Genomic DNA, 19,532 nt, shown 5'->3' with positions numbered 1-19,532 from the left:
CAGCTCCGGAAAGCAAAAGGGCCCACCGACTCCATCGGCGGACCCTCACGAAAGATCGAGGTTAGTACTCCAGCTGTAGATCGTGATCCGAGGGAGGCGCGTCGGCGAGGGACGGCCGTTATTCCAGCCACATTCCGTCGCGCATGATGACTCTCCCCCGTACATACAGCTCCCGATCCACCGCCGCGTGCCCGCGCTCGACGGCGTAGACGAGGTAGACGGCGACCTGAGAGTTCTCGATCCGCCCGGCGGTGCCGGTGTATTGGCGCTGGACGCCGACGGTGCGTGTGCCCTTCTTCACGTCGCCGGTCTCGTCGACGACCAGCACAGCGGCCTCGTCGTGGAGGTGCTCGACGACGTACTCGCGCACGTCGTGGACGGCCTCGGCATCCCAGGCGGCCCTGCACAGCAGATGCTGCATGCCGTGCGGAGTGGCCTCCCCGGCCCACTCTGCGATCGTCCAGCAGTTCTTGCGCGGCAGATCCGACAGCAGGCCCAGCACCAAGCGCTGGGCCCGGAGGCGGGGTTCGACCCGCGCGAACCGCCCGGCTATCCGGCTCATCAGGCCATCGAAAGCCTCCTGCCAGCGGGCAGGGTCTACGCTGTGACCTGCGGCCACCGCGTGACCGTTTGTCTTCACACGCCGATGATCAACGTGGCCGCACCTGTCTCCACAGCGCGTCAGGGTCGCGCAGCGTACGCATGCGGTCCTGGGTCAGGAGGACATGTGCAACGTGGCGAAGTCTGGTGGGTCGAGTTCGACGAGCGGCGGCCGGTCGTACTGCTGTCGGAAGGCGACGCTTCCGGGATCCGGGTGATGCAGGTCGTGGCACCGGCGGGCGTCGACATCAGCGGTCTGGGCGTCGAAGTGGCAGTAGGCGCCATGGAAGGACTGCCCTTTGAAGGCGTGCTGCGGGTCGCGTTCCCGTCTCCGGGCTTTACCCCTTGTACGTGGCTGACCACCGTGTCCCGGGACGACCTGATCGAGCGGGCGGGCGCCCTGCCCTGTGCGAAACTCAAAGAGATTGAGGATGCCCTCCGACTCGCTGGACAGGCGAAGGAGCGGACCCCGGCGACGACCGAGAAACTCAGCGAATTAAGGGACGCCCTCCGTCTCGGTGGACTTGAGTAGTCGGGTAGGCGGAGAAGGAACGGACACCCTCGGTGGCGTGGTCGATCTCGTCCAGATGAGCGACACTGACCACCTGTCTCCTCGGCGCCCCTCACCATCGAGATCACGATCTACGGCTGGAGTATCAGGACGCGGATGATGCGTGGTGCTTGGGGCAGCGTGAGCACTCGATCCGGAGGTTGCGAGCCAAGTAGGCACCGCCAGGGCAGGGCAGCAGGAAGCGGTGAAAACCGCCCATTCCTTGCTGAAGGCCTCCTCCAAAATCCAGTACTCGCTCCCTTCCTTGCTCGCGGCACACACTAGATGACCACTGGTAGAGCGGCCGGTGAAGAGCAGTTCACCTTCCTCCTCCAGGGAGGAGATGTCGGTGGCTTCGGTCAGTCGCACGTGCACCCATCCGTAGTTCAGACCACCGGCCACCAGCAGCGAACCATCATCAGACACGATGCCCCCCGCAAGCGCACGCGACTTCCACGCATCATTCAACAATTGGGCAGCGCCATCCAGATTCACTGAAATCCGCTCAACCGGCAGTGCATGAATGTGCACGACGCGGTGAAATGCCTCCACCACGGTTGGATGACCGCCCTCGAATCTACCTACCACCTCGAATCCAGCCCTTCGGAGGCGAGAAAAGATTTCAGTGTCCACAGCGTCGGCCACCCCTCCTCGTCATATCGGAATGCAACGTGAGCTTGCCGGCGCCCGACGGGACTGCCCAGCCGGACGCAACACTCGGGCGTCGCACCAGAGTTGCCGCACTACAGCCACTCGCGATGGCGGCGGCGGAAGTTGACGCGTACCGAACACTTGACACCGCAATTGGTCTGGACCAACTTGGTTGCAGCGATGGCCACCGCTCCCCTTCCCCACTCCCCCACCGGAGGCCTCAGTGGACCTCGTACACAGACGGTTCGGACGACGCAGGCGGGTGTGGGCGGCGGCCGTCACTGCCGCGCTCGCCCTCTCCTTCGCGGGCCTGGGCGCGAACCCGGCGTCCGCGGCCGACGTCAACAACGCCAAGAACGCGGGCTTCGAGTCGGGCCTGAGCAACTGGACCTGCTCCGCGAACAGCGGGACGACCGTCTCCTCCCCCGTGCACGGCGGCACCGCCGCGCTCAGGGCGACGCCCGCCGGGCAGGACAACGCACGCTGCAGCCAGACCGTGACCGTGAAGCCCAACTCCGCGTACCAGCTGAGTGCTTGGGTGCAGGGCGGCTATGCGTACCTGGGCGTGACCGGCACGGGAATCACGGACGTGTCGACCTGGACGCCGGACTCCGGCAGCTGGAAGCAGCTGACGACCGGCTTCACCACCGGGTCCTCCACCACCTCGGTGACGGTCTACACTCACGGCTGGTACGGCCAGCAGCCGTACTACGTCGACGACCTGTCGGTGTTCGGGCCCGACGGGGGCGGCGGCGGTGACCCGGAGCCCACCGTCCCGGGCACGCCGGGCGGGCTGAGCGTCTCCGGCACGACGACGAACTCCGTTTCCCTGAAGTGGAACACGGTCTCGGGTGCGACCGGGTACACCGTCTACCGGGACGGCACCAAGGTGACGGCGGTGACCGGCACCTCGGCCACGATCACCGGGCTCGAGTCCTCCACCTCGTACTCCTTCCAGGTGGCGGCCACCAACGCGGCGGGCGAGTCGGCGAAGTCGGCGGCGGTCACGGCCCGCACCAAGGACCGGGACAGCGGAGGCGGCGGTGATCTGCCGCGGCACGCGGTGACGGGCTACTGGCAGAACTTCAACAACGGCGCCGCGGTCCAGCGGATCTCGGACGTCTCGGACCAGTACGACATCATCGCGGTCGCCTTCGCGGACGCCACCGGCACACCGGGCGCGGTCACCTTCAACCTGGACACGGCGGGCCTGAACGGCTACACCGTCGACCAGTTCAAGGCGGACATCCGGGCCAAGCAGGCCGCCGGCAAGAAGGTCATCATCTCGGTGGGCGGCGAGAAGGGCACCGTCTCGGTGAACGACTCGGCCTCCGCGACCAACTTCGCCGACTCCGTCTACTCCCTGATGCAGGAGTACGGCTTCGACGGCGTGGACATCGACCTGGAGAACGGTCTCAACGCCACCTACATGACGCAGGCGCTGCGCGCGCTGTCCGCGAAGGCGGGACCGTCGATGATCCTGACGATGGCGCCGCAGACCATCGACATGCAGTCGACCTCGAACTCCTACTTCCGGACCGCGCTGAACGTGAAGGACATCCTCACGGTCGTCAACATGCAGTACTACAACAGCGGTTCGATGCTGGGCTGCGACGGCAAGGTCTACAGCCAGGGCTCGGTGGACTTCCTGACCGCGCTGGCCTGCATCCAGCTGGAGGGCGGCCTCGACCCGTCCCAGGTGGGCCTGGGCCTGCCGGCCTCGACCCGGGGCGCGGGCAGCGGCTATGTGGCGCCCTCGGTGGTGAACGCCGCCCTGGACTGCCTGACCCGCGGCACCAACTGCGGCTCCTTCAAACCGTCGAAGACCTACCCGAGCCTGCGCGGTGCGATGACCTGGTCCACCAACTGGGACGCGACGGCGGGGAACGCCTGGTCGAACGCGGTGGGTCCGCATGTGCACGCACTGCCGTGAGGCCGTCGGGCGCCTGAGGTCGTGACCCTCAGGCCCCGGTGTGCGAACTGCGCCCCTGTTCACCGCACTTGGCGGGCAGGGGCGCACGCTGTTGCTGCCGACGGGCTTACTTGAGCGTCTCCTGAAGCCAGTCGAAGGCGACCTCGCAGTGGACCCGGGGTGCCATCGGCGAGCAGTGCAGGCGGGCGCCCTCGGCGGCGTCCGCCCGCGCGTACGCCTCGTGCATCGACTGCCGCCAGCGGGCGACCGGGAACGCGCCGAGCGCCGGCGTGCCGTGCCGGAAGTCCAGGTCGTTGCCGTGCCGGAAGTCCAGGTCGTTGCCGGGCCGCCGCAGCACGGGCGGCGGCTCCCACGGCTGCCACAGCGGATCGCCCTCGTCGGTCGGCCGCGCGGGGCGGGCACCGGCTGCACCGCCCGGGACGGGGACGTGGTCCGGCCGCCGGACAGCGCCACCGCCCCCTTCGTGGGAAGCTCCGCGATGCGGGTGCCCGAACCGCGCCGGGCCGTCACCACACCTTGGGCGCACAGCAGTTCGTAGGCGCCGGTGATCACGGTCCGGGACACGCCGAGTTGCTGAGCGAGCCTGCGTGAGGCGGGCAGCGCGTCGCCAGGCCGCAGCCGCCCCGAGCGCACCATGGCGGTCACCTGATCGCACACCTGCTGCTGCAGCGTCGTACCGCTCTCCCGGTTCAGAGCGATGAGCAGCTCGCCCGACACCACGCCGTCCTCCGCTCCCCTCCAACTCGCGTTCGCGCACGCGGGGTTCGAGGAGTGTCTCGCTCTGCCGGACGACGCTATCACCGGCCGCCCGGACGGCTCGGTGGCCCCGCCCCGGTAGGTTCGCTCACGTCCCCTCGTACGGGGTGGACCGGGAGACACGCGCAGGGGAGACGTACATGGCCGTCATTCACCGCACCACCATGACGCCCACCAAGCTGGAGCTGCTCACCGGCTGGCTGCCGAAGCAGAGCTGGTACGCCGGGGACACCGGGCAGCCGGAGCCGGCGAGGGCGGGCGGGTTCCGGCTGGACGATCCGGAGGGCGAGGTCGGGATCGAGTTCATGGTGGTGACGGACTCGTCGGGGAAGGAACCGGTGGCGTATCTGGTGCCGTTGAGCTACCGGGGTGCGGCGCTGGAGGGTGCGGCGGACGAGGCGCTGATCGGGACCGCCGAGCACGGTGTGCTGGGCACGCGGTGGGTGTACGACGGTCTTCAGGACCCGGTGGTGAGGGAGCAGTTGCTGGCTCTGCTGCGTGGTGAGGCGGTGCCGCAGCATCAGTCGGAGAGCAACACCCCTGACCCGTCCGTCACCGTGCACGGCAGCTGCCCCGCCGGGGAGCCCGAGGTCCGGGTGAACCGGGTGCTGCGCCCGGGAGTGCACCCGCGCACGACGTCCGCGCATGTGGTGGCCGGGTGGACGTGGCCGGACGGGACGGGGGCGCGGGCTGTGTTCGCCGTCACGTGAAACATTCCGCAGGGCCCACCGCATCAGTGAGGTGAGAGGGCAGCTCGGGGAACGACGGGGGATCGACGGGGGGATGGCGGGATGGGGCTGGGGCAGAGGCAGGGGGCGGGGCGTGCGGTGGGGTACTCCGAGTTCGCCTCGGCGCGGGCCGGGCACCTGTACCGGTCCGTCTGTCTGCTGACGACCGCGCGGTGGTCGTGCTGCGGTACTGGGAGGACCGGTCGTGGACCGCCGACACCCTGCGCCCGGACGGGCTGCGGGTGGTGATCAGCGCGTTCAACTCCGGTGCCCGGCACGAGGACGCCACCCGGGACGCCCCGCGCTGAGCATGGCGGAGCTGCGCGAGATCGCCGTCAGCCCCGAGTGGGACCGGCTGGGGTGACGGACGGAACCCTCATAGGGGAACCCCGGCTAGAAGAACTCCGACCACGGCTGGTCCCAGATCTGCTTGATGCACAGCACCAGGAACAGCAGCCCGGCGACGGTCAGCATGGCGTTGCTGAGCAGGCCGTTGCGCCATTCGCCGGGTGTGCGGGAGGAGTTGAGGAGCCAGATGAGGGTGAGGGCCAGGAAGGGCATGAAGGCCGCGCCCAGGACGCCGTAGATGATGACCAGGCGGAAGGGCTGGCCCTCGAAGAGGAGGATCATCGGCGGGAAGGTCAGCCAGAGCAGGTAGGCGCGGAAGGGCCAGGACTTCTCGCGGGCGCCGGAGGCGATCTCCTCGCCCCTCGACTCGGCGGCCTTGCGCCGGCCTCGGGTGACGAAGTCGGTGAACATCAGGCTCACGCCGTGCCATACGCCGATCAGCGAGGTGAAGGACGTGGCGAAGAAGCCGATCAGGAAGAACTTGGCCGTCGCCGTGCCGTACTCCTTCTCCAGGATGTCGCCCAGCTGCAGCAGGCCCTTGTCGCCGCTGGCGATGGCCACATTGGCGGAGTGGAGCAGTTCGGCGCCGACGATGAGCATGGCGACGACGAACACACCGGTGGTGATGTAGGCGACCCGGTTGTCCAGCCGCATCACCTTCATCCAGGCGGTGTCGGTCCAGCCCTTGGCGTTCACCCAGTAGCCGTAGGCGGCGAGGGTGATGGTGCCGCCGACGCCGCCGATCAGGCCGAGGGTGTTGAGGACGGAGTCCTCCGCGTCGGGCAGCACCGGCAGCAGCCCGGCGAAGGCGTCGCCCAGGTTCGGGGTGACACGGACCGCCAGATAGACGGTGACCACGAACATGACGCCCACCAGGACCGTCATGACCTTCTCGAACACCGCGTACTGGTTGAACCAGACGAACACCAGGCCGACCAGCGCGCAGGCGATGCCCCACCATTCGAGGTCCATGATGCCGGGGAAGAGCGCCTGGAGCGGCAGCGCGCTGGACGACATGGCGGCCGCGCCGTAGACGAAGCCCCAGACGACGACGTAGACGCCGAAGAACCAGGTGGTCCAGCGGCCGAGGCCGGCCCAGCCGTCGAAGAGGGTGCGGCCGGTGGACAGATGCCAGCGTCCGGCCGCCTCGGCGAGGGAGATCTTCACGATGCAGCCGATGACGGCGGCCCACAGCAGGGTGTAGCCGAAATTGCTGCCCGCGATCAGCGTGGCGACCAGGTCACCGGCGCCGACGCCGGTCGCGGCCACGACGATCCCGGGGCCGATGTATCTCCAGCTGCTTCTGCGGGGCCTGGAGCCCGCTTCGGCCCCTGCTCCGGTGTCCTGGGTGTTTCCCGTGTGTCCCGTGGTGTCCGCCATGGGGGTCAAGAAATCCCATGCGGGGCGGCGGGACAAGAGGGCCTGCGGGGATCTTCACCGGATGTGCCTGACCGTATGACCGAAAACCCGCGTACGGACTGAGAACCCGCGCGCGGACGGAAACCCGCGCGCGGACCGGAAACCCGCGCGCGGTTTTCCATACGCCGACGATATGCGCCGACCCCTTGCCATACATACCCCCAGGGGGTATACAGGGACCTGCGATCGAGATACCCCCTAGGGTATCCAGCGGCAAGTGAGGGAGCACCGATGGCCACCACCGTCCCGGACCGGACCACCGAGGTCGAACTCGCGATCGGCGGCATGACCTGCGCCTCGTGCGCCGCGCGGATCGAGATGAAGCTCAACCGGATGGACGGTGTCACCGCCACCGTCAACTACGCCACCGAGAAGGCGAAGGTCAGCTTCGGCGGCGATGTCGCCGTCGCGGATCTGATCGCCACCGTCGAGGCGACCGGGTACACCGCGCACGAACCCCGGCCCGAGCCGGAGCGGACCGGCACTGCGGCCCCGCGCGAGGAGTCCGACCCGCTGCTGCCGCTGCGGCAGCGGCTGATCACCGCGGTGGTGCTCGCCGTGCCGGTGATCGTGCTCGCGATGGTTCCGGCCTGGCAGTTCGAGTACTGGCAGTGGCTGTCGCTCACGCTGGCCGCCCCGGTGGTCACCTACGCCGCCTGGCCCTTCCACCAGGCCGCGTTGACCAACGCCCGGCACGGGGCGGCGACCATGGACACCCTGATCTCGGTCGGAGTGTCGGCGGCGTTCCTGTGGTCGCTGTGGGCGCTGTTCTTCAGCACCGCCGGGACGCCCGGCATGACCCACCCCTTCGAGCTGACCATCGAACGCGGGGACGGCGCCGGGAACATCTACCTCGAGGCGGCCGCCGGAGTCACCGCCTTCATCCTGGCCGGCCGCTACTTCGAGGCCCGCTCCAAGCGCCGGGCCGGGGCCGCGCTGCGGGCGCAGCCTGCGGCTGCGCCGGTTCGAGGCCGCGCGATGACCACCCGCCGGGCCGTCATGGGACACGCTCAGGAAGGGAACCCGAGAACCATGGACCACACCGAGCACGGGCACTCCCGCCCCGTGCACAGGCACACCACCGGGCACGGGCACAGCGACCACGGAAACAGCGCCCACGACGGCCACGGGGCTCACGACGGTCACGGGGCTCACGGGGCTCACGGGGCTCACGGGGCTCACGGGGCTCACGGGGCTCACGACGGTCACGGGGCTCACGGGGCTCACGGACGCGTCGGCGCCTCCTGGAGGACCGCCGTGAAGGCGACCCTGCACTGCCTGACCGGCTGCGCCATCGGTGAGATCCTCGGCATGGTCATCGGCAGCGCCCTGCTGTGGGGCAATGTGCCGACCATGGTGCTGGCGATCGCGCTGGCGTTCCTGTTCGGCTACTCGTTCACCCTGTTCGCGGTGGTGCGGGCCGGGGTGAGCCTGAGGAACGCGGTCCGGATCGCGCTCGCCGCCGACACCGTCTCGATCGCCGTGATGGAGCTGGTGGACAACGCCGTCATCGCCCTCACCCCGGGCGCGATGGAGGCCCAACTGGCCGACGGGCTGTTCTGGTACACGCTCCTCGGCGGCTTCGCCGTGGCGTTCGTGATCACCACACCGGTCAACAAGTGGATGATCGGCCGCGGCAAGGGGCACGCGGTGGTGCACGCGTACCACTGAGCCGCGGCCGATCGCCTACTCGGCGCCGGCGCCGGCCTTCCGGTCGGCGCCGCTCTCCGTCCCGGCGCCCGCCCCGGCCTTGGCGTCCGCGTCCTTCGCGCCCGCATCCTTCGAGTCGGCACCGGCTTCCTGGCCGTCCTTGTCCTCGGCGTCCGCCTCCCCGGCTCCGCCGTCGTCGAAGTACGCGTCGAGGACCTTGTCCAGCCCGGCGTCCCACTCCGCGAAGCGGCTGCGGGACGGGGCCTCGATGTCGATCGGGTACCAACGGCGGTCCGGCGTATGGACGGTGACGGTGTATCGCTTGCCGAAGCGCGCGACCGACGTCTCCACCGCCCCGATCTCGTCCCAGCGGAACTCGCACTCCTGGTCGTCCAGCCGCAGCCGGATGCCGCGGTGGTCGGCGAGGATGCGGGCGCGGCGGTCGGACGCCTCGAAGACCGGTCCGTCCGGGGCCGGTTCCTCCTCCTCGGGGGCCTGCTCCTCCTCGGCCGGCGGCTCGGACGCCGTGGCGTCCTCCTCGGTCTCCTCGACCGGCTCCTCGGGCTCCTCCGCCTTGGCGTCCTCCTCGCGCCCGGAGACGGGTGAGGAGAGCCCGGGGATGAAGGCCGGGTCGAAACCGGCGCCTTCCAGGGGCTGACTGCTCGAACCTATGCGCTGCTCCACAGCGGAGCAGTATGGTCGACAAACCTGTGCCCGGCCCAGCCAGCCCCTGCTTCGTTATACGACCTTCGTCGGCACCGTCTTCGCCGGCACCGTCACACGAACAGGCTCAGCACCGCCGCGACCGCGAAGCCCGCGACCGACAGCACGCTCTCCAGGACGGTCCACGTCCTGAGGGTGTCCCGTTCGCTGATGCCGAAGTACTTGGCCACCATCCAGAAGCCGCCGTCATTGACGTGCGAGGCGAAGATGGAGCCCGCGGAGATGGCCATGATGACCAGGGCGATGAAGGCCTGGGAGTGGTCGCCCTCGGCCAGCAGGGGGGCCACGATGCCGGCCGTGGTCACGATCGCCACCGTCGCCGAGCCCTGCGCGACCCGCAGCACCAGGGAGATCAGGTACGACAGCACGATCACCGGCAGGCCGACGTCGTTGAAGGTGTCGGAGAGCGCCTGGGCGACCCCGCTGCCCTTGAGGACGGCGCCGAAGACGCCGCCCGCGCCGACCACCAGCAGGATGTTGCCGACCGGCTTGAGGGAGGACGTCGAGACGGCCTCCAGGGACTTGCGGGACCAGCCGCGCCGGATGCCGAGCAGGTAGTAGGCGAGGAACAGGGCGATGGTCAGGGCCACGAAGGGGTGGCCGAAGAACTCGATCACCGAGCGGAGGGTGGAGGGGTCCAGGGCGATCGAGGAGAAGGTCGCGGCGAGGATCAGCAGCAGCGGGGTGCCGATGATGCCGAGGACCGTGCCGAGCGGCACGGGGGTCTCGCGGGGCTCGACGCCGGAGGCCCGCTGCTCCTCGACCACGGCCCGCCGGGCGTCCGCGGCGGCCTCGACCATGTCCTGCGGCACGCCGACGAAGATGCGCCGGCCGATCCAGGCCGAGTAGACCCAGGCGGCGATCACGGCGGGGATGCCGCAGACGATGCCCATGAGGATGACCCAGCCGAGGTCCACATGGAGCAGTCCGGCGGCGGCCACCGGGCCGGGGTGCGGGGGCAGGAAGGCGTGGGCGACGGAGAGGCCGGCGAGCAGCGGCAGGCAGTACAGGAGGATGGACCTGCCGGAGCGCTTGGCGGCGGCGTAGACGATCGGCGCGAGCACGAAGATGCCGACGTCGAAGAAGACCGGGATGCCGAAGATCAGGCCGGTCAGACCCATGGCGAGCGGGGCGCGCCGCTCCCCGAACAGGCCGAGCAGCCGGGACGCCAGCACCTCGGCGCCGCCGCTGACTTCGAGGATCGCGCCGAGCATGGTGCCCAGGCCGATGATGATGGCGACGTGGCCGAGGATGCCGCCCATGCCGGACTCGATGGTGGAGACGGCGTCGGACTTCTGCACGGTGCCGAAGAGTTCGGTGACCGACAGTCCCGCCAGCAGGCCGACGGCTATGGAGACGCCGAGCAGCGCGACGAACGGCTGGAGGCGGACCCTGATGATGAGGAAGAGCAGCAGGGCTATGCCGAGGGCGGCGACGGTGAGCAGCCCGGCGGTGCCGTCGAGGAGCAGCAGCAGACCGCCGGTGTGGGGTGGGGTCTCGGGGGCGGGGGCCGAGGCGGCGAGGTGAAGGGATGAGAGGGACATACGGGGGTCCTCTGGGTAAGGGCATGGTGTTTTCGGGCAAGGGGGATCGCGGCACGGCGCCCCAGGGGGTGTCGGGCGCCGTGCCGGACGGCGTGTGTGTGCGTGGGGGGTGAGGGGGTGTCAGTCGAGAACGGCGAGTGCGTCGATCTCGATGAGGAGGCCGGCGGGGAGACCGACGTAGACGGTCGTGCGGGCCGCAGGGGGCTGGGTGAGGCCCTGCTCCTCGAAGTAGGCGTTGTAGATCTCGTTCATCTCCGCGAAGTGGTCCACGTCGGTGAGGTAGACGCGGATCATCATCACGTCGTCCCAGGTCGCGCCGCCCTCCTCGAGGACGGCCTTGACGTTGGCGAGGGTCTGCAGGGTCTGCTCGCGCAGGGTGGGGCCGGCGGGGGTGGGGGCCTTGCCCTCCTCGGCGGGGAGGAACCCGACCTGGCCGGCGACCTGGAGGATGTTGCCCTTGCGCACGCCGTGCGAGAACTTCGCCGGCGGGGTGGTGTGGGTCTTCGGGGTGAGCGCGGTCTTCTCGGTCATGGCGTGTCCTTGTCGGGGTGGTGCACGGGCGTTCTGCCGGAGTACTCGCCGCTGATCGCGTCCGCGGTACGGCGCACCAGCGGGAGCAGGGTGAGGAGTTCGTCGGCGGTCACCACGACGTTCGGCGCGGAGACCGACATGGCGGCGACCACCCGGCCGTCGGCGCCCCGGATGGGGGCGGCGACGCAGTTGATGGACTCCTCGTGGCCGCCGAGGTCGGTGGCCCAGCCCTGTTCGCGCACCTTCGCCAGCTCCTTGAGGAAGGCCTCGGCGTTCGGTGTCGAACGGGGCGTGTACATGGGGTAGTCGAGCTTCTCGGCGAGGGCCCGCCGCTCGGGCTCGGGCAGGTCGGCGAGGAGGAGTTTGGCGACGGCGGCGACGGTGATGGCGACGGGCTTGCCGATGCGGGAGTACATGCGCACCGGGTAGCGGCTCTCCACCTTGTCGATGTAGAGGACCTCGTTCTCCTCGTACACCGCGAGGTGCACGGTGTGCCCGCACTGTTCGTTGAGGCGCACCAGGTGGGGGTGGGCGATCTCGCGGACGTCGAGGTTCTCCATGGCCTCCTGGGCGAGGGCGAAGAGGCGGGCGCCGAGGCGGTAGCGCTGGTCGGACTGGCGGTAGACCAGGCCGTGTTCGTGGAGGGTGCGCAGCAGGCGCAGGGCGGTGGACTTGTGCACGCCGAGGCGGTCGGCGACCTGGCCGAGGTCGGCGGGGCCCTCGGCGAGCAGCGGCAGGATGCTCAGCGCGCGGTCTACGGTCTGGCTCATGGGGTGCGTACCTCCTCGTCGGCCCGTTCCACGACGGCCGTCCAGCCGGGGCCGAGTCGCAGTCTCCCCCACGCGGTGTCGTCGAGGGCGGCGAGGCGGGCGGTGAGCGCCGCGGGCGGGGGCGGTGCGAGGTCGCCGGGGGTGGTGAGGGCGGCGGCGGCCCACAGGTGCCCGTAGCGCAGCCGCTGCCGTACGGGCAGTCCGCGCAGGGTGGCGGAGAGGAATCCGGCGGCGAAGGCGTCCCCGGCGCCGACGGTGGCCACGACGTCGACGGCGAGCGCGGGGACGGAGGTGCCCTGGGCCGGGACGGAGGTGCCTCGTGCCGGCGGGGCCCCGTGGAAGGCCTCCGCTCCCTGGGCGCCGCGCTTGACGACCAGCGTCTCCGGCTCCGGCAGGGCCCTTCTGATCGCCTCCGGGCCGCCGGTGATGCCCCAGGCCTCCTCGGCCTCGTCCTCGCCGACGAAGACGAGGTCGGCGCGGCGGGCCAGGTCGAGCAGGATGCGGGGGCCCTCGGGGTGCGGCCACAGGCCGGCCCGGTGGTTGACGTCGAAGGAGATCAGCGGGCGGTCCGGGCGGGGCGCGGTGAGTTCGCCGAGCAGGTCGCGGCAGCCGTCGGAGAGGGCGGCGGTGATGCCGGACAGGTGCAGGACGCGCCCGTCCAGTGCGGCGTCGGCGGGCACGTTCGCCGGGGTCATGGCGGAGGCGGCCGAGCCCGCGCGGTAGTACGCCACCTCGTGGGCGTCGGTCGCGCGGTCGCCCGCGGTGCGGAAGTAGATGCCGGTCGGGCGGTCCGGGTCGCGCCGCACCCGGGAGACGTCGACGCCGTGCCCGGCGATGGCCGCGAGGAGGTGGTCGCCGAAGGGGTCCGCGCCGACCCTGCTGATCCAGCGGGCCGTGTGCCCGGCCTCCGCGAGCATGCACGCGGTGTTGGATTCCGCGCCGCCGATCCCACGATGGAAGGACGGCACCTCGGCGAGGCGGCCCGGTACGGAGGGCCGGAACGTCACCATGGACTCGCCGAGCGCCACGACGTCCACGCCGCGGGCGGGGTCAGAAGGTCCGGTGACGGTCACGATGGCGGGGCTCCTTGTCGCCTGAGGGCTGCGGTGTCCGTTGACCCCGCGTGGCCGAGATGTTAGACAGCGGTGAGCGACATACGCAATGAGCGTTGCACAAAGCGCAACGCCCCTGATCAGGAGGTTCCCCATGGTCTCCGGCCCCGGCCCAGAAGCCCTCGCCCGACTCGCGGAGGAACGCGTCGACCACCGCTTCAGGGGCCTCCCGCCGGAAGCCGAGGGCCTCACCGTGGGCGAGCTGGCCGCCCGGCGCCTCAATCTCTTCACCGACGGCTTCACGACGCCCGTGCTCGCGCTGTCCGCCGAGCGCCTGGAGCACAACCTGAAGGTGATGGAGAGGTACGCGGCCCGGCACGGCCTCGCCTTCGCCCCGCACGGCAAGACCTCCATGGCCCCGCAGCTGTTCCAGCGGCAGATCGAGCACGGGGCGTGGGGCATCACCCTGGCCGTGCCGCACCAGGTGCGGGTGGCCCGCGCGTTCGGCGTGCGGCGGGTGTTCCTCGCCAACGAGCTGGTCGACCCGGCGGCCCTGCGCTGGATCTCCGCGCAGCTGGACGCCGACGAGGACTTCCGCTTCATCTGCTACGTGGACTCGGTGCGCGGGGTGGAGCTGATGGATGCCGCGCTGAGCGGCGCCGGCCGCCCCGTGGACGTGGTGGTCGAGCTGGCCGCCGGCGAGGGCGCCCGGACCGGGGTGCGCACGGAGGCCGAGTGCGGCGCCGTCGCCGACGCCGTGGCCGGTGCGCGCGGGCTGCGGCTGGTCGGCGTCGCCGGGTACGAGGGCGAGGTGCCGAAGGCCGACCCGGAGCGGGTGGCCGCCTGGCTGCGCCGGCTGGTCGCGCTGGCCGTGGAGTTCGACAAGGCCGGGCGGTTCGCCGGGCTGGACGAGATCGTGGTGAGCGCGGGCGGCAGCGCCTGGTTCGACGCGGTCGCCGACGCCTTCGCCGCGATCCCCGGTCTGTCGGCCCCGGTGCTGAAGCTGCTGCGCTCCGGCGCCTATGTCTCGCACGACGACGGGCACTACCGCAGGCTCACCCCGTTCAACCGGGTCCCCGAGGAGGGCGCCCTGGAGCCCGCGTTCCGGCTGTGGGCCCAGGTGGTCTCCCGGCCGACTGCGGAGCAGGCGTTCCTCAACGCGGGCAAGCGGGACGCGGCGTACGACCTGGATCTGCCGTTCGCCCAGGTGGTCCGGCGGGACGGGGCCGAGCGCCCGGCCGAGGGGATCACGGTGACCGCGCTCTCCGACCAGCACGCCTGGCTGCGCACCACCGCCGAGGCCGATCTGCGGGTCGGCGACTGGGTGGGGCTCGGGCTGTCCCACCCGTGCACCTCGTTCGACAAATGGGTGCTGATCCCCGTGGCCGAGGCGGACGGCACGGTGACCGACTACATCCGCACCTTCTTCTGAACCTTCATCTGAGGGACCCTTCTGAGAGACCGGGGGAGACCGGCATGGAAGAGCTCGTCATACGGGACGCGGACGTCGTCGACGGCTCCGGGGAGCCGTCGTACCGGGCGGACGTGGTCGTCGACCGCGGACGGATCGTGTCCATCGTCAAGGAGGCCGCCGCGGCGGGCTGCCAGCGGCCCAAAGCCCGGCGCGAGCTGGACGCCGAGGGTCTTGTGCTCTCCCCCGGCTTCATCGACATGCACGCCCACAGCGATCTGGCGCTGCTGCGCGACCCCGACCACAGCGCCAAGGCCGCGCAGGGCGTGACGCTGGAGGTGCTCGGGCAGGACGGGCTGTCGTACGCGCCGGTCGACGACCGCACGCTGGGCGAGGTGCGCCGGGCCATCGCGGGCTGGAACGGCGCCGGGGACGACATCGACTTCGACTGGCGCTCGGTCGGCGAGTACCTGGACCGGCTGGATGGGGGCATCGCGGTCAACGCCGCCTATCTGATCCCGCAGGGCACCGTGCGCGCGCTCGTCATGGGCTGGGAGGACCGCAGGGCCACGCCCGAGGAGCTTCAGCGGATGCGGGAGCTGGTCGCGGAAGGCATGGAGCAGGGCGCGGTCGGCATGTCCTCCGGGCTGACCTACCCGCCGGGCATGTACGCCGACGGCGCCGAACTCACCGAGCTGTGCCGGGTGGTGGCCTCCTACGGCGGCTACTACTGCCCGCACCACCGCTCCTACGGGGCCGGCGCCCTGGAGGCGTACGAGGAGATGGTGACGCTGGCCCGGCGGTCCGGCTGCCCGCTGCATCTGGCGCACGCCACCATGAACTTCGGCGTGAACAAGGGCCGGGCGCCCGAGCTGCTGGCCCTGCTGGACCGGGCGCTGGGCGAAGGCGCCGACATCAGCCTCGACACCTATCCGTACACGCCGGGCTGCACCACGCTGGTGGCGCTGCTGCCGAGCTGGGCGAGCGAGGGCGGTCCTGAGGCGGTGCTGAAGCGGCTCGCGGACGAGGAGACGGCCGAGCGGATCCGGCACGACCTGGAGGTGACCGGCTCGGACGGCTGCCACGGGGTGCCCGTGGAGTGGGAGACGATCGAGATCTCCGGGGTCGGCGACCCGGCGCTCGGCGAGTACGTGGGCCGCACCGTGCTTCAGTCGGCGCGGGAGCGGGGCGAGAGCCCCTGGACGGTCGCCCGTGAGCTGCTGCTGCGGGACCGGCTGGCGCCGACGATCCTGCAGCACGTGGGCCACGAGGAGAACGTGCGGGCGATCATGCGGCACCGAGTCCATACCGGCGGCTCGGACGGCATCCTCCAGGGCAGCAAGCCGCATCCGCGGGCCTACGGCACCTTCCCGCGCTACCTCGGTCACTATGTGCGCGAGGCGGGGGTGCTGTCGCTGGAGGAGTGCGTGGCGCATCTGACCTCGCGTCCGGCCGCGCGGCTGCGGCTGCCGGACCGGGGCCTGGTCCGCGAGGGGTACAAGGCCGACCTGGTGCTGTTCGACCCTCAGACGGTGGCCGCGGGGGCGACCTTCGAGGAGCCGCGCACGCTGCCGACGGGCATCCCGTACGTCCTGGTGGACGGGCAGTTCGTGATCGAGGACGGGCGGCGCACCGATGTGCTGGCCGGGCGGGCGGTGCGCCGGACTCCCCGGTGACCGCCCGCCCCTGAGACCTTGCCTACGGCTTGGGGACGAGGCAGCCGCTCGCGTCCAGCTCGAGCTTGCTGTCCGGGCCGAAGCAGGCGGGGAACAGGTAGGTCTGCTGGGCGTAGTTGATGCCCTGGCGGACCGTGACCTGGCCGTTCTCGTCGACCTCGCACGGGTTGTTGAGCGTGCAGCGCTCGCCGTCCTCGTTGCCGGTGTTGTTGACCGCGACCACCTTGCCGGTGGCGGAGTCGACGACCGGGGAGCCGGAGGTGCCGCCGATGGTGTTGCACTCGGGCGTGTAGCGGACCGAGTCCTTGAAGGTCCAGTCGCCTTCCTTCAGGCGGTGGGCGAAGCCGTCGACGGAGCAGTTGTAGATCCGCCTCCAGTAGCCGGAGACCACGCTGATGGAGGTGCCGGCGGCGGGACGGCTGTCGTCGAGGGTGAGCGCGTCGATGCCGTAGGAGCTCTTGATCCGGGCGTAGCTGGTGCTCAGCCGGTAGATCGCCGCGTCCGTGTCGGTCATGGTCGCGTACAGCAGGCGGTCGGCGCGCAGGGTGGCGACCCGCGATCCCGAGGCGTTCAGCAGCGAGAAGGTGCGGCTGGAGGCCCGGTCGGTCAGGACCTGGCCGGGGCCGGGGAAGCCGCTCTCCAGGCAGTGGCCGTTGGTCAGGACGAGCGCGGGGTCGTCGTCCTCGGCGTCCGGCATGCGGACGACGGAGCCGGAGCAGTTGCTGAGCGCGACCGTCCCGGCGAAGTTCACCGCACCGGCCTTCGGTGCGGTGAGCCCGGACAGGGAGTCGAGGACGCCGTTGACGGTGTCCATCACCGTGCCGGTGGTCGTCGTGCCGGTGGTCGTCGTGCCCGTGGCCGCGGCCGTGTCCGCGGACGTGGGGGGAGCTTCGGCGGCGACCGCGGGCATCGCGCCGGCACCGGTCATCGCCAGCGCGCACAGCGCGACGACGAGAGGTTTTCTCATGTGGGGCCCCTCTATGCGACGGAGGCGACCGGATCGCTCCGGTCGCCCGCAGAATTGTCATGCGCATTGTCATCGCCGGGACTCCGGGACGACAAGGGCTGGTTTCCGCCGGTAACCCCACGGGGCGCCGGCCCGCCCGCGCACCGGATCAGGTTCGCCCGGCGGTGTGAAGGAGCGGGCGCCCGTCGTGGGGAGGGTCGGTGTGGAGGTGATGGAGAGAACCCCTGCGCCGCAAGGGACCCTTGGGGCCGCTGGGGTGCATAGCCACCCAGACCGGAACGTCTCACGTGGCGGAAAACACGGCCCAAGGGGCGATTCGGGACCGTAAGCTCCCTGCATGCAGGTGATCCAGTCGACCAAGCTCGCCAACGTCTGTTACGAGATCCGGGGCCCGGTGCTCGAGGAGGCGATGCGGCTCGAGGCGGCCGGTCACCGCATCCTCAAGCTCAACACCGGCAACCCGGCGGCGTTCGGCTTCGAGTGCCCGCCCGAGATCCTGGAGGACATCCTCCGCAACGTCGCCACGGCCCACGGCTACGGCGACGCCAAGGGCCTGCTGGCGGCCCGCCGGGCCGTGGTGATGCACAACCAGACCCTCGGCATCGAGACCGACGTCGAGCACGTCTTCATCGGCAACGGCGTCTCCGAGCTGATCGTGATGGCCATGCAGGGCCTGCTGGACGACGGCGACGAGGTACTGGTCCCGGCCCCCGACTACCCGCTGTGGACGGCGGCCGTCTCCCTGTCCGGCGGCACCGCGGTGCACTACCGCTGCGACGAGCAGTCCGACTGGATGCCGGACCTCGCCGACGTGGAGCGCAAGGTCACCGACCGCACCAAGGCTCTGGTGATCATCAACCCGAACAACCCCACCGGCGCGGTCTACGACGAGGCCGTCGTCAAGGGCCTGACGGACATCGCCCGCCGCCACAACCTGCTGGTCTGCTCCGACGAGATCTACGACAAGATCCTCTACGACGACGCCGTGCACACCCCCACCGCCGCCGTCGCCCCCGACCTGCTCACGCTCACCTTCAACGGCATGTCGAAGGCCTACCGGGTGGCCGGCTACCGGGTGGGCTGGATGTCGATCTCCGGCCCCCGCGCGCACGCCGACTCCTACATCGAGGGCCTGACGATCCTGGCGAACATGCGGCTGTGCGCCAACATGCCGGGCCAGCACGGCGTGGTCGCCGCGCTCAGCGGACGGCAGACGATCAACGACCTGGTGCTGCCGGGCGGCCGGCTGCGCGAGCAGCGGGACGTGGCCTACGAGCTGCTGACCCAGATCCCCGGGGTGAGCTGTGTGAAGCCGAAGGGGGCGCTGTACCTCTTCCCGCGGCTCGACCCGAACGTCTTCAAGATCAGGGACGACCGGCAGATGGTCCTGGACCTGCTGCGGCGCGAGAAGATCATGGTGGTCCAGGGCACCGGCTTCAACTGGCCCGACCCGGACCACTTCCGCCTGGTGACCCTGCCCTCGGTCGCCGATCTGCGGGACGCCATGAGCCGCATCGGGCGCTTCCTGGACGGCTACAGCCAGCCCTGAGGCCGCAGGTCCGGGTGGACGGGGCCGCGGAACTGCGCGGACGACGGCCCCGTGAGGCGGAACCGTGAATCCGATCGACGACTCAACTTTAGACCGATTCTAAGCTAGGATGGCTTCCTGACAGTTCACAGGAGGCCATCCATGTACGAACCGATCCGCACCAAGTCGGTCCACAGCACGATGGCCGGCACCCCCCAGGACTTCCCCCACCGCTCCCGCGAGGAGGAGCTGGACATCCAGCTCGCGGGCCACCTCGCCGCCCTGCTCGCCGTCACCGACGAGCTGCGCGCGACGGCCCCCTCGGCCGACCTGGACACCGCGGCCGAACGGCTGGCCGCCCAGGTGACCCGGCTGCGGGGAGGACGTACGCCGGCCCGCGCCTCGGCGCGCACGACCGGCGGCAAGGCGGACGCCGCGACCCTGCACGAGCGGGCGCACGCCCTCGCGGGCCGTGCACTGGTCGTCGCCGCGTCCCGCGCCGACACGGCGGCCGCGATCCTGGCCGCCGAGCGGATGGACGCGCATGCCGCCGCGCTGGAGCCCAGGGAGCTCGCGTCCCGCTGAGCCCGCCCACCGGCTCCCGTCCGTGCGGGCCCGCCCACCGGGCTCCCGAAGACCGGCCCCGGCCCGCGTGCTCCCACCGACGCGCGAGCCGGGCGCCTCGTACGTGAGAG

Annotated in this window: 18 protein-coding genes and 3 pseudogenes; 11 read left to right on the top strand and 10 right to left on the bottom strand. The window is 70.7% G+C overall.

What is annotated here, in order from left to right; translation table 11 throughout:
- Positions 1–160: 160 nt before the first annotated feature.
- Positions 161–562 (bottom strand): annotated as a pseudogene (locus tag ABD207_RS08045) (IS701 family transposase); the annotation flags it as partial.
- Positions 563–727: 165 nt separating this feature from the next.
- Between ABD207_RS08045 and ABD207_RS08040 the strand changes: the two are divergent.
- Together ABD207_RS08040 and ABD207_RS08035 are read left to right on the top strand one after the other, a co-directional pair.
- Positions 728–1,132, top strand: a complete 405-nt coding sequence (locus ABD207_RS08040; RefSeq protein ID WP_344011163.1) for a type II toxin-antitoxin system PemK/MazF family toxin — start codon at positions 728–730, stop codon at positions 1,130–1,132.
- Positions 1,133–2,024: 892 nt separating this feature from the next.
- Positions 2,025–3,734, top strand: coding sequence for a chitinase (locus ABD207_RS08035; RefSeq protein ID WP_344011162.1), 1,710 nt, complete (start codon positions 2,025–2,027; stop codon positions 3,732–3,734).
- A gap of 106 nt (positions 3,735–3,840) precedes the next feature.
- On the opposite strand, the gene ABD207_RS08030 is transcribed toward ABD207_RS08035, so the two are convergent.
- Positions 3,841–4,071: a hypothetical protein gene (locus tag ABD207_RS08030; RefSeq protein ID WP_344011161.1), complete on the bottom strand. Its 231-nt coding sequence runs from the start codon at positions 4,069–4,071 to the stop codon at positions 3,841–3,843.
- A 152-nt stretch (positions 4,072–4,223) separates the two neighbouring features.
- Positions 4,224–4,391: pseudogene (locus ABD207_RS08025) on the bottom strand (GntR family transcriptional regulator); the annotation flags it as partial.
- Between the two features lie 40 nt (positions 4,392–4,431).
- Here ABD207_RS08025 and ABD207_RS08020 point away from each other — a divergent pair.
- From ABD207_RS08020 to ABD207_RS08010, 3 genes are all read left to right on the top strand, one after another.
- Complete coding sequence (locus ABD207_RS08020) at positions 4,432–4,572, top strand: hypothetical protein (protein ID WP_344011159.1); 141 nt, start codon at positions 4,432–4,434, stop codon at positions 4,570–4,572.
- Between the two features lie 58 nt (positions 4,573–4,630).
- Entirely contained in the window at positions 4,631–5,200 is a 570-nt protein-coding gene (locus ABD207_RS08015; RefSeq protein ID WP_344011157.1) for a maltokinase N-terminal cap-like domain-containing protein, read from the top strand.
- Between the two features lie 191 nt (positions 5,201–5,391).
- A complete protein-coding gene (locus ABD207_RS08010; RefSeq protein WP_344011181.1) occupies positions 5,392–5,526 on the top strand; it encodes a hypothetical protein in 135 nt (44 codons plus the stop codon).
- An 85-nt stretch (positions 5,527–5,611) separates the two neighbouring features.
- Here ABD207_RS08010 and ABD207_RS08005 read toward each other — a convergent pair whose 3' ends face one another.
- The gene (locus ABD207_RS08005) at positions 5,612–6,946 is read right to left on the bottom strand and encodes an Nramp family divalent metal transporter (protein WP_344011156.1); all 1,335 of its coding nucleotides are present in this window, start codon (positions 6,944–6,946) and stop codon (positions 5,612–5,614) included.
- Between the two features lie 270 nt (positions 6,947–7,216).
- Between ABD207_RS08005 and ABD207_RS08000 the strand changes: the two are divergent.
- Both ABD207_RS08000 and ABD207_RS07995 read left to right on the top strand, forming a co-directional pair.
- Positions 7,217–7,930 (top strand): annotated as a pseudogene (locus tag ABD207_RS08000) (cation transporter); the annotation flags it as partial.
- A gap of 33 nt (positions 7,931–7,963) precedes the next feature.
- On the top strand, positions 7,964–8,656 hold the full coding sequence (locus ABD207_RS07995) for a DUF4396 domain-containing protein (protein WP_344011179.1): 693 nt from the start codon (positions 7,964–7,966) through the stop codon (positions 8,654–8,656).
- 15 nt (positions 8,657–8,671) lie between these two features.
- On the opposite strand, the gene ABD207_RS07990 is transcribed toward ABD207_RS07995, so the two are convergent.
- From ABD207_RS07990 to ABD207_RS07970, 5 genes are all read right to left on the bottom strand, one after another.
- On the bottom strand, positions 8,672–9,319 hold the full coding sequence (locus ABD207_RS07990) for a hypothetical protein (RefSeq protein ID WP_344011154.1): 648 nt from the start codon (positions 9,317–9,319) through the stop codon (positions 8,672–8,674).
- 92 nt (positions 9,320–9,411) lie between these two features.
- Entirely contained in the window at positions 9,412–10,902 is a 1,491-nt protein-coding gene (locus ABD207_RS07985; RefSeq protein WP_344011153.1) for a GntP family permease, read from the bottom strand.
- Positions 10,903–11,022: 120 nt separating this feature from the next.
- Positions 11,023–11,433, bottom strand: coding sequence for a RidA family protein (locus tag ABD207_RS07980; RefSeq protein WP_343997669.1), 411 nt, complete (start codon positions 11,431–11,433; stop codon positions 11,023–11,025).
- On the bottom strand, positions 11,430–12,203 hold the full coding sequence (locus tag ABD207_RS07975) for an IclR family transcriptional regulator (protein ID WP_167994414.1): 774 nt from the start codon (positions 12,201–12,203) through the stop codon (positions 11,430–11,432). The genes ABD207_RS07980 and ABD207_RS07975 overlap by 4 nt, the downstream gene beginning before the upstream one ends.
- Positions 12,200–13,276: a sugar kinase gene (locus ABD207_RS07970; RefSeq protein WP_344011151.1), complete on the bottom strand. Its 1,077-nt coding sequence runs from the start codon at positions 13,274–13,276 to the stop codon at positions 12,200–12,202. Before ABD207_RS07970 ends, ABD207_RS07975 begins: the two co-directional genes overlap by 4 nt.
- Before the next feature lie 133 nt (positions 13,277–13,409).
- On the opposite strand from ABD207_RS07970, the gene ABD207_RS07965 reads away from it, so the two are divergent.
- Together ABD207_RS07965 and ABD207_RS07960 are read left to right on the top strand one after the other, a co-directional pair.
- The gene (locus ABD207_RS07965; RefSeq protein ID WP_344011150.1) at positions 13,410–14,687 is read left to right on the top strand and encodes an amino acid deaminase; all 1,278 of its coding nucleotides are present in this window, start codon (positions 13,410–13,412) and stop codon (positions 14,685–14,687) included.
- Between the two features lie 44 nt (positions 14,688–14,731).
- Positions 14,732–16,342, top strand: coding sequence for an N-acyl-D-amino-acid deacylase family protein (locus tag ABD207_RS07960; protein WP_344011149.1), 1,611 nt, complete (start codon positions 14,732–14,734; stop codon positions 16,340–16,342).
- A gap of 22 nt (positions 16,343–16,364) precedes the next feature.
- Here the strand turns inward: ABD207_RS07960 and ABD207_RS07955 are convergent, their stop codons facing one another.
- Positions 16,365–17,309, bottom strand: a complete 945-nt coding sequence (locus tag ABD207_RS07955; RefSeq protein WP_344011148.1) for a S1 family peptidase — start codon at positions 17,307–17,309, stop codon at positions 16,365–16,367.
- Positions 17,310–17,646: 337 nt separating this feature from the next.
- Between ABD207_RS07955 and ABD207_RS07950 the strand changes: the two genes are divergently transcribed.
- Positions 17,647–18,858 carry a pyridoxal phosphate-dependent aminotransferase gene (locus tag ABD207_RS07950; protein ID WP_344011146.1) on the top strand — a complete coding sequence of 404 codons (1,212 nt, stop codon included), beginning with the start codon at positions 17,647–17,649 and terminating at the stop codon, positions 18,856–18,858.
- 141 nt (positions 18,859–18,999) lie between these two features.
- A complete protein-coding gene (locus ABD207_RS07945) occupies positions 19,000–19,422 on the top strand; it encodes an SCO4983 family protein (protein ID WP_167994425.1) in 423 nt (140 codons plus the stop codon).
- Positions 19,423–19,532: the final 110 nt, after the last annotated feature.

Source organism: Streptomyces thermospinosisporus (assembly GCF_039526425.1).
Taxonomy (GTDB): domain Bacteria; phylum Actinomycetota; class Actinomycetes; order Streptomycetales; family Streptomycetaceae; genus Streptomyces; species Streptomyces thermocarboxydovorans.
The sequence above is the reverse complement of the archived record's forward strand: the minus strand, read 5'-3'. Positions and strand labels throughout refer to the sequence as shown.

Coding starts and splice junctions, on each gene's coding strand:
- ABD207_RS08020 (WP_344011159.1), top strand. CDS start 4,432: ATGAGCAGCTCGCCCGACACCACGCCGTCCTCCGCTCCCCTCCAACTC.
- ABD207_RS07995 (WP_344011179.1), top strand. CDS start 7,964: ATGACCACCCGCCGGGCCGTCATGGGACACGCTCAGGAAGGGAACCCG.
- ABD207_RS07945 (WP_167994425.1), top strand. CDS start 19,000: ATGTACGAACCGATCCGCACCAAGTCGGTCCACAGCACGATGGCCGGC.
- ABD207_RS07965 (WP_344011150.1), top strand. CDS start 13,410: ATGGTCTCCGGCCCCGGCCCAGAAGCCCTCGCCCGACTCGCGGAGGAA.
- ABD207_RS07985 (WP_344011153.1), bottom strand. CDS start 10,902: ATGTCCCTCTCATCCCTTCACCTCGCCGCCTCGGCCCCCGCCCCCGAG.
- ABD207_RS08005 (WP_344011156.1), bottom strand. CDS start 6,946: ATGGCGGACACCACGGGACACACGGGAAACACCCAGGACACCGGAGCA.
- ABD207_RS07950 (WP_344011146.1), top strand. CDS start 17,647: ATGCAGGTGATCCAGTCGACCAAGCTCGCCAACGTCTGTTACGAGATC.
- ABD207_RS08015 (WP_344011157.1), top strand. CDS start 4,631: ATGGCCGTCATTCACCGCACCACCATGACGCCCACCAAGCTGGAGCTG.
- ABD207_RS07980 (WP_343997669.1), bottom strand. CDS start 11,433: ATGACCGAGAAGACCGCGCTCACCCCGAAGACCCACACCACCCCGCCG.
- ABD207_RS07960 (WP_344011149.1), top strand. CDS start 14,732: ATGGAAGAGCTCGTCATACGGGACGCGGACGTCGTCGACGGCTCCGGG.
- ABD207_RS07955 (WP_344011148.1), bottom strand. CDS start 17,309: ATGAGAAAACCTCTCGTCGTCGCGCTGTGCGCGCTGGCGATGACCGGT.
- ABD207_RS07975 (WP_167994414.1), bottom strand. CDS start 12,203: ATGAGCCAGACCGTAGACCGCGCGCTGAGCATCCTGCCGCTGCTCGCC.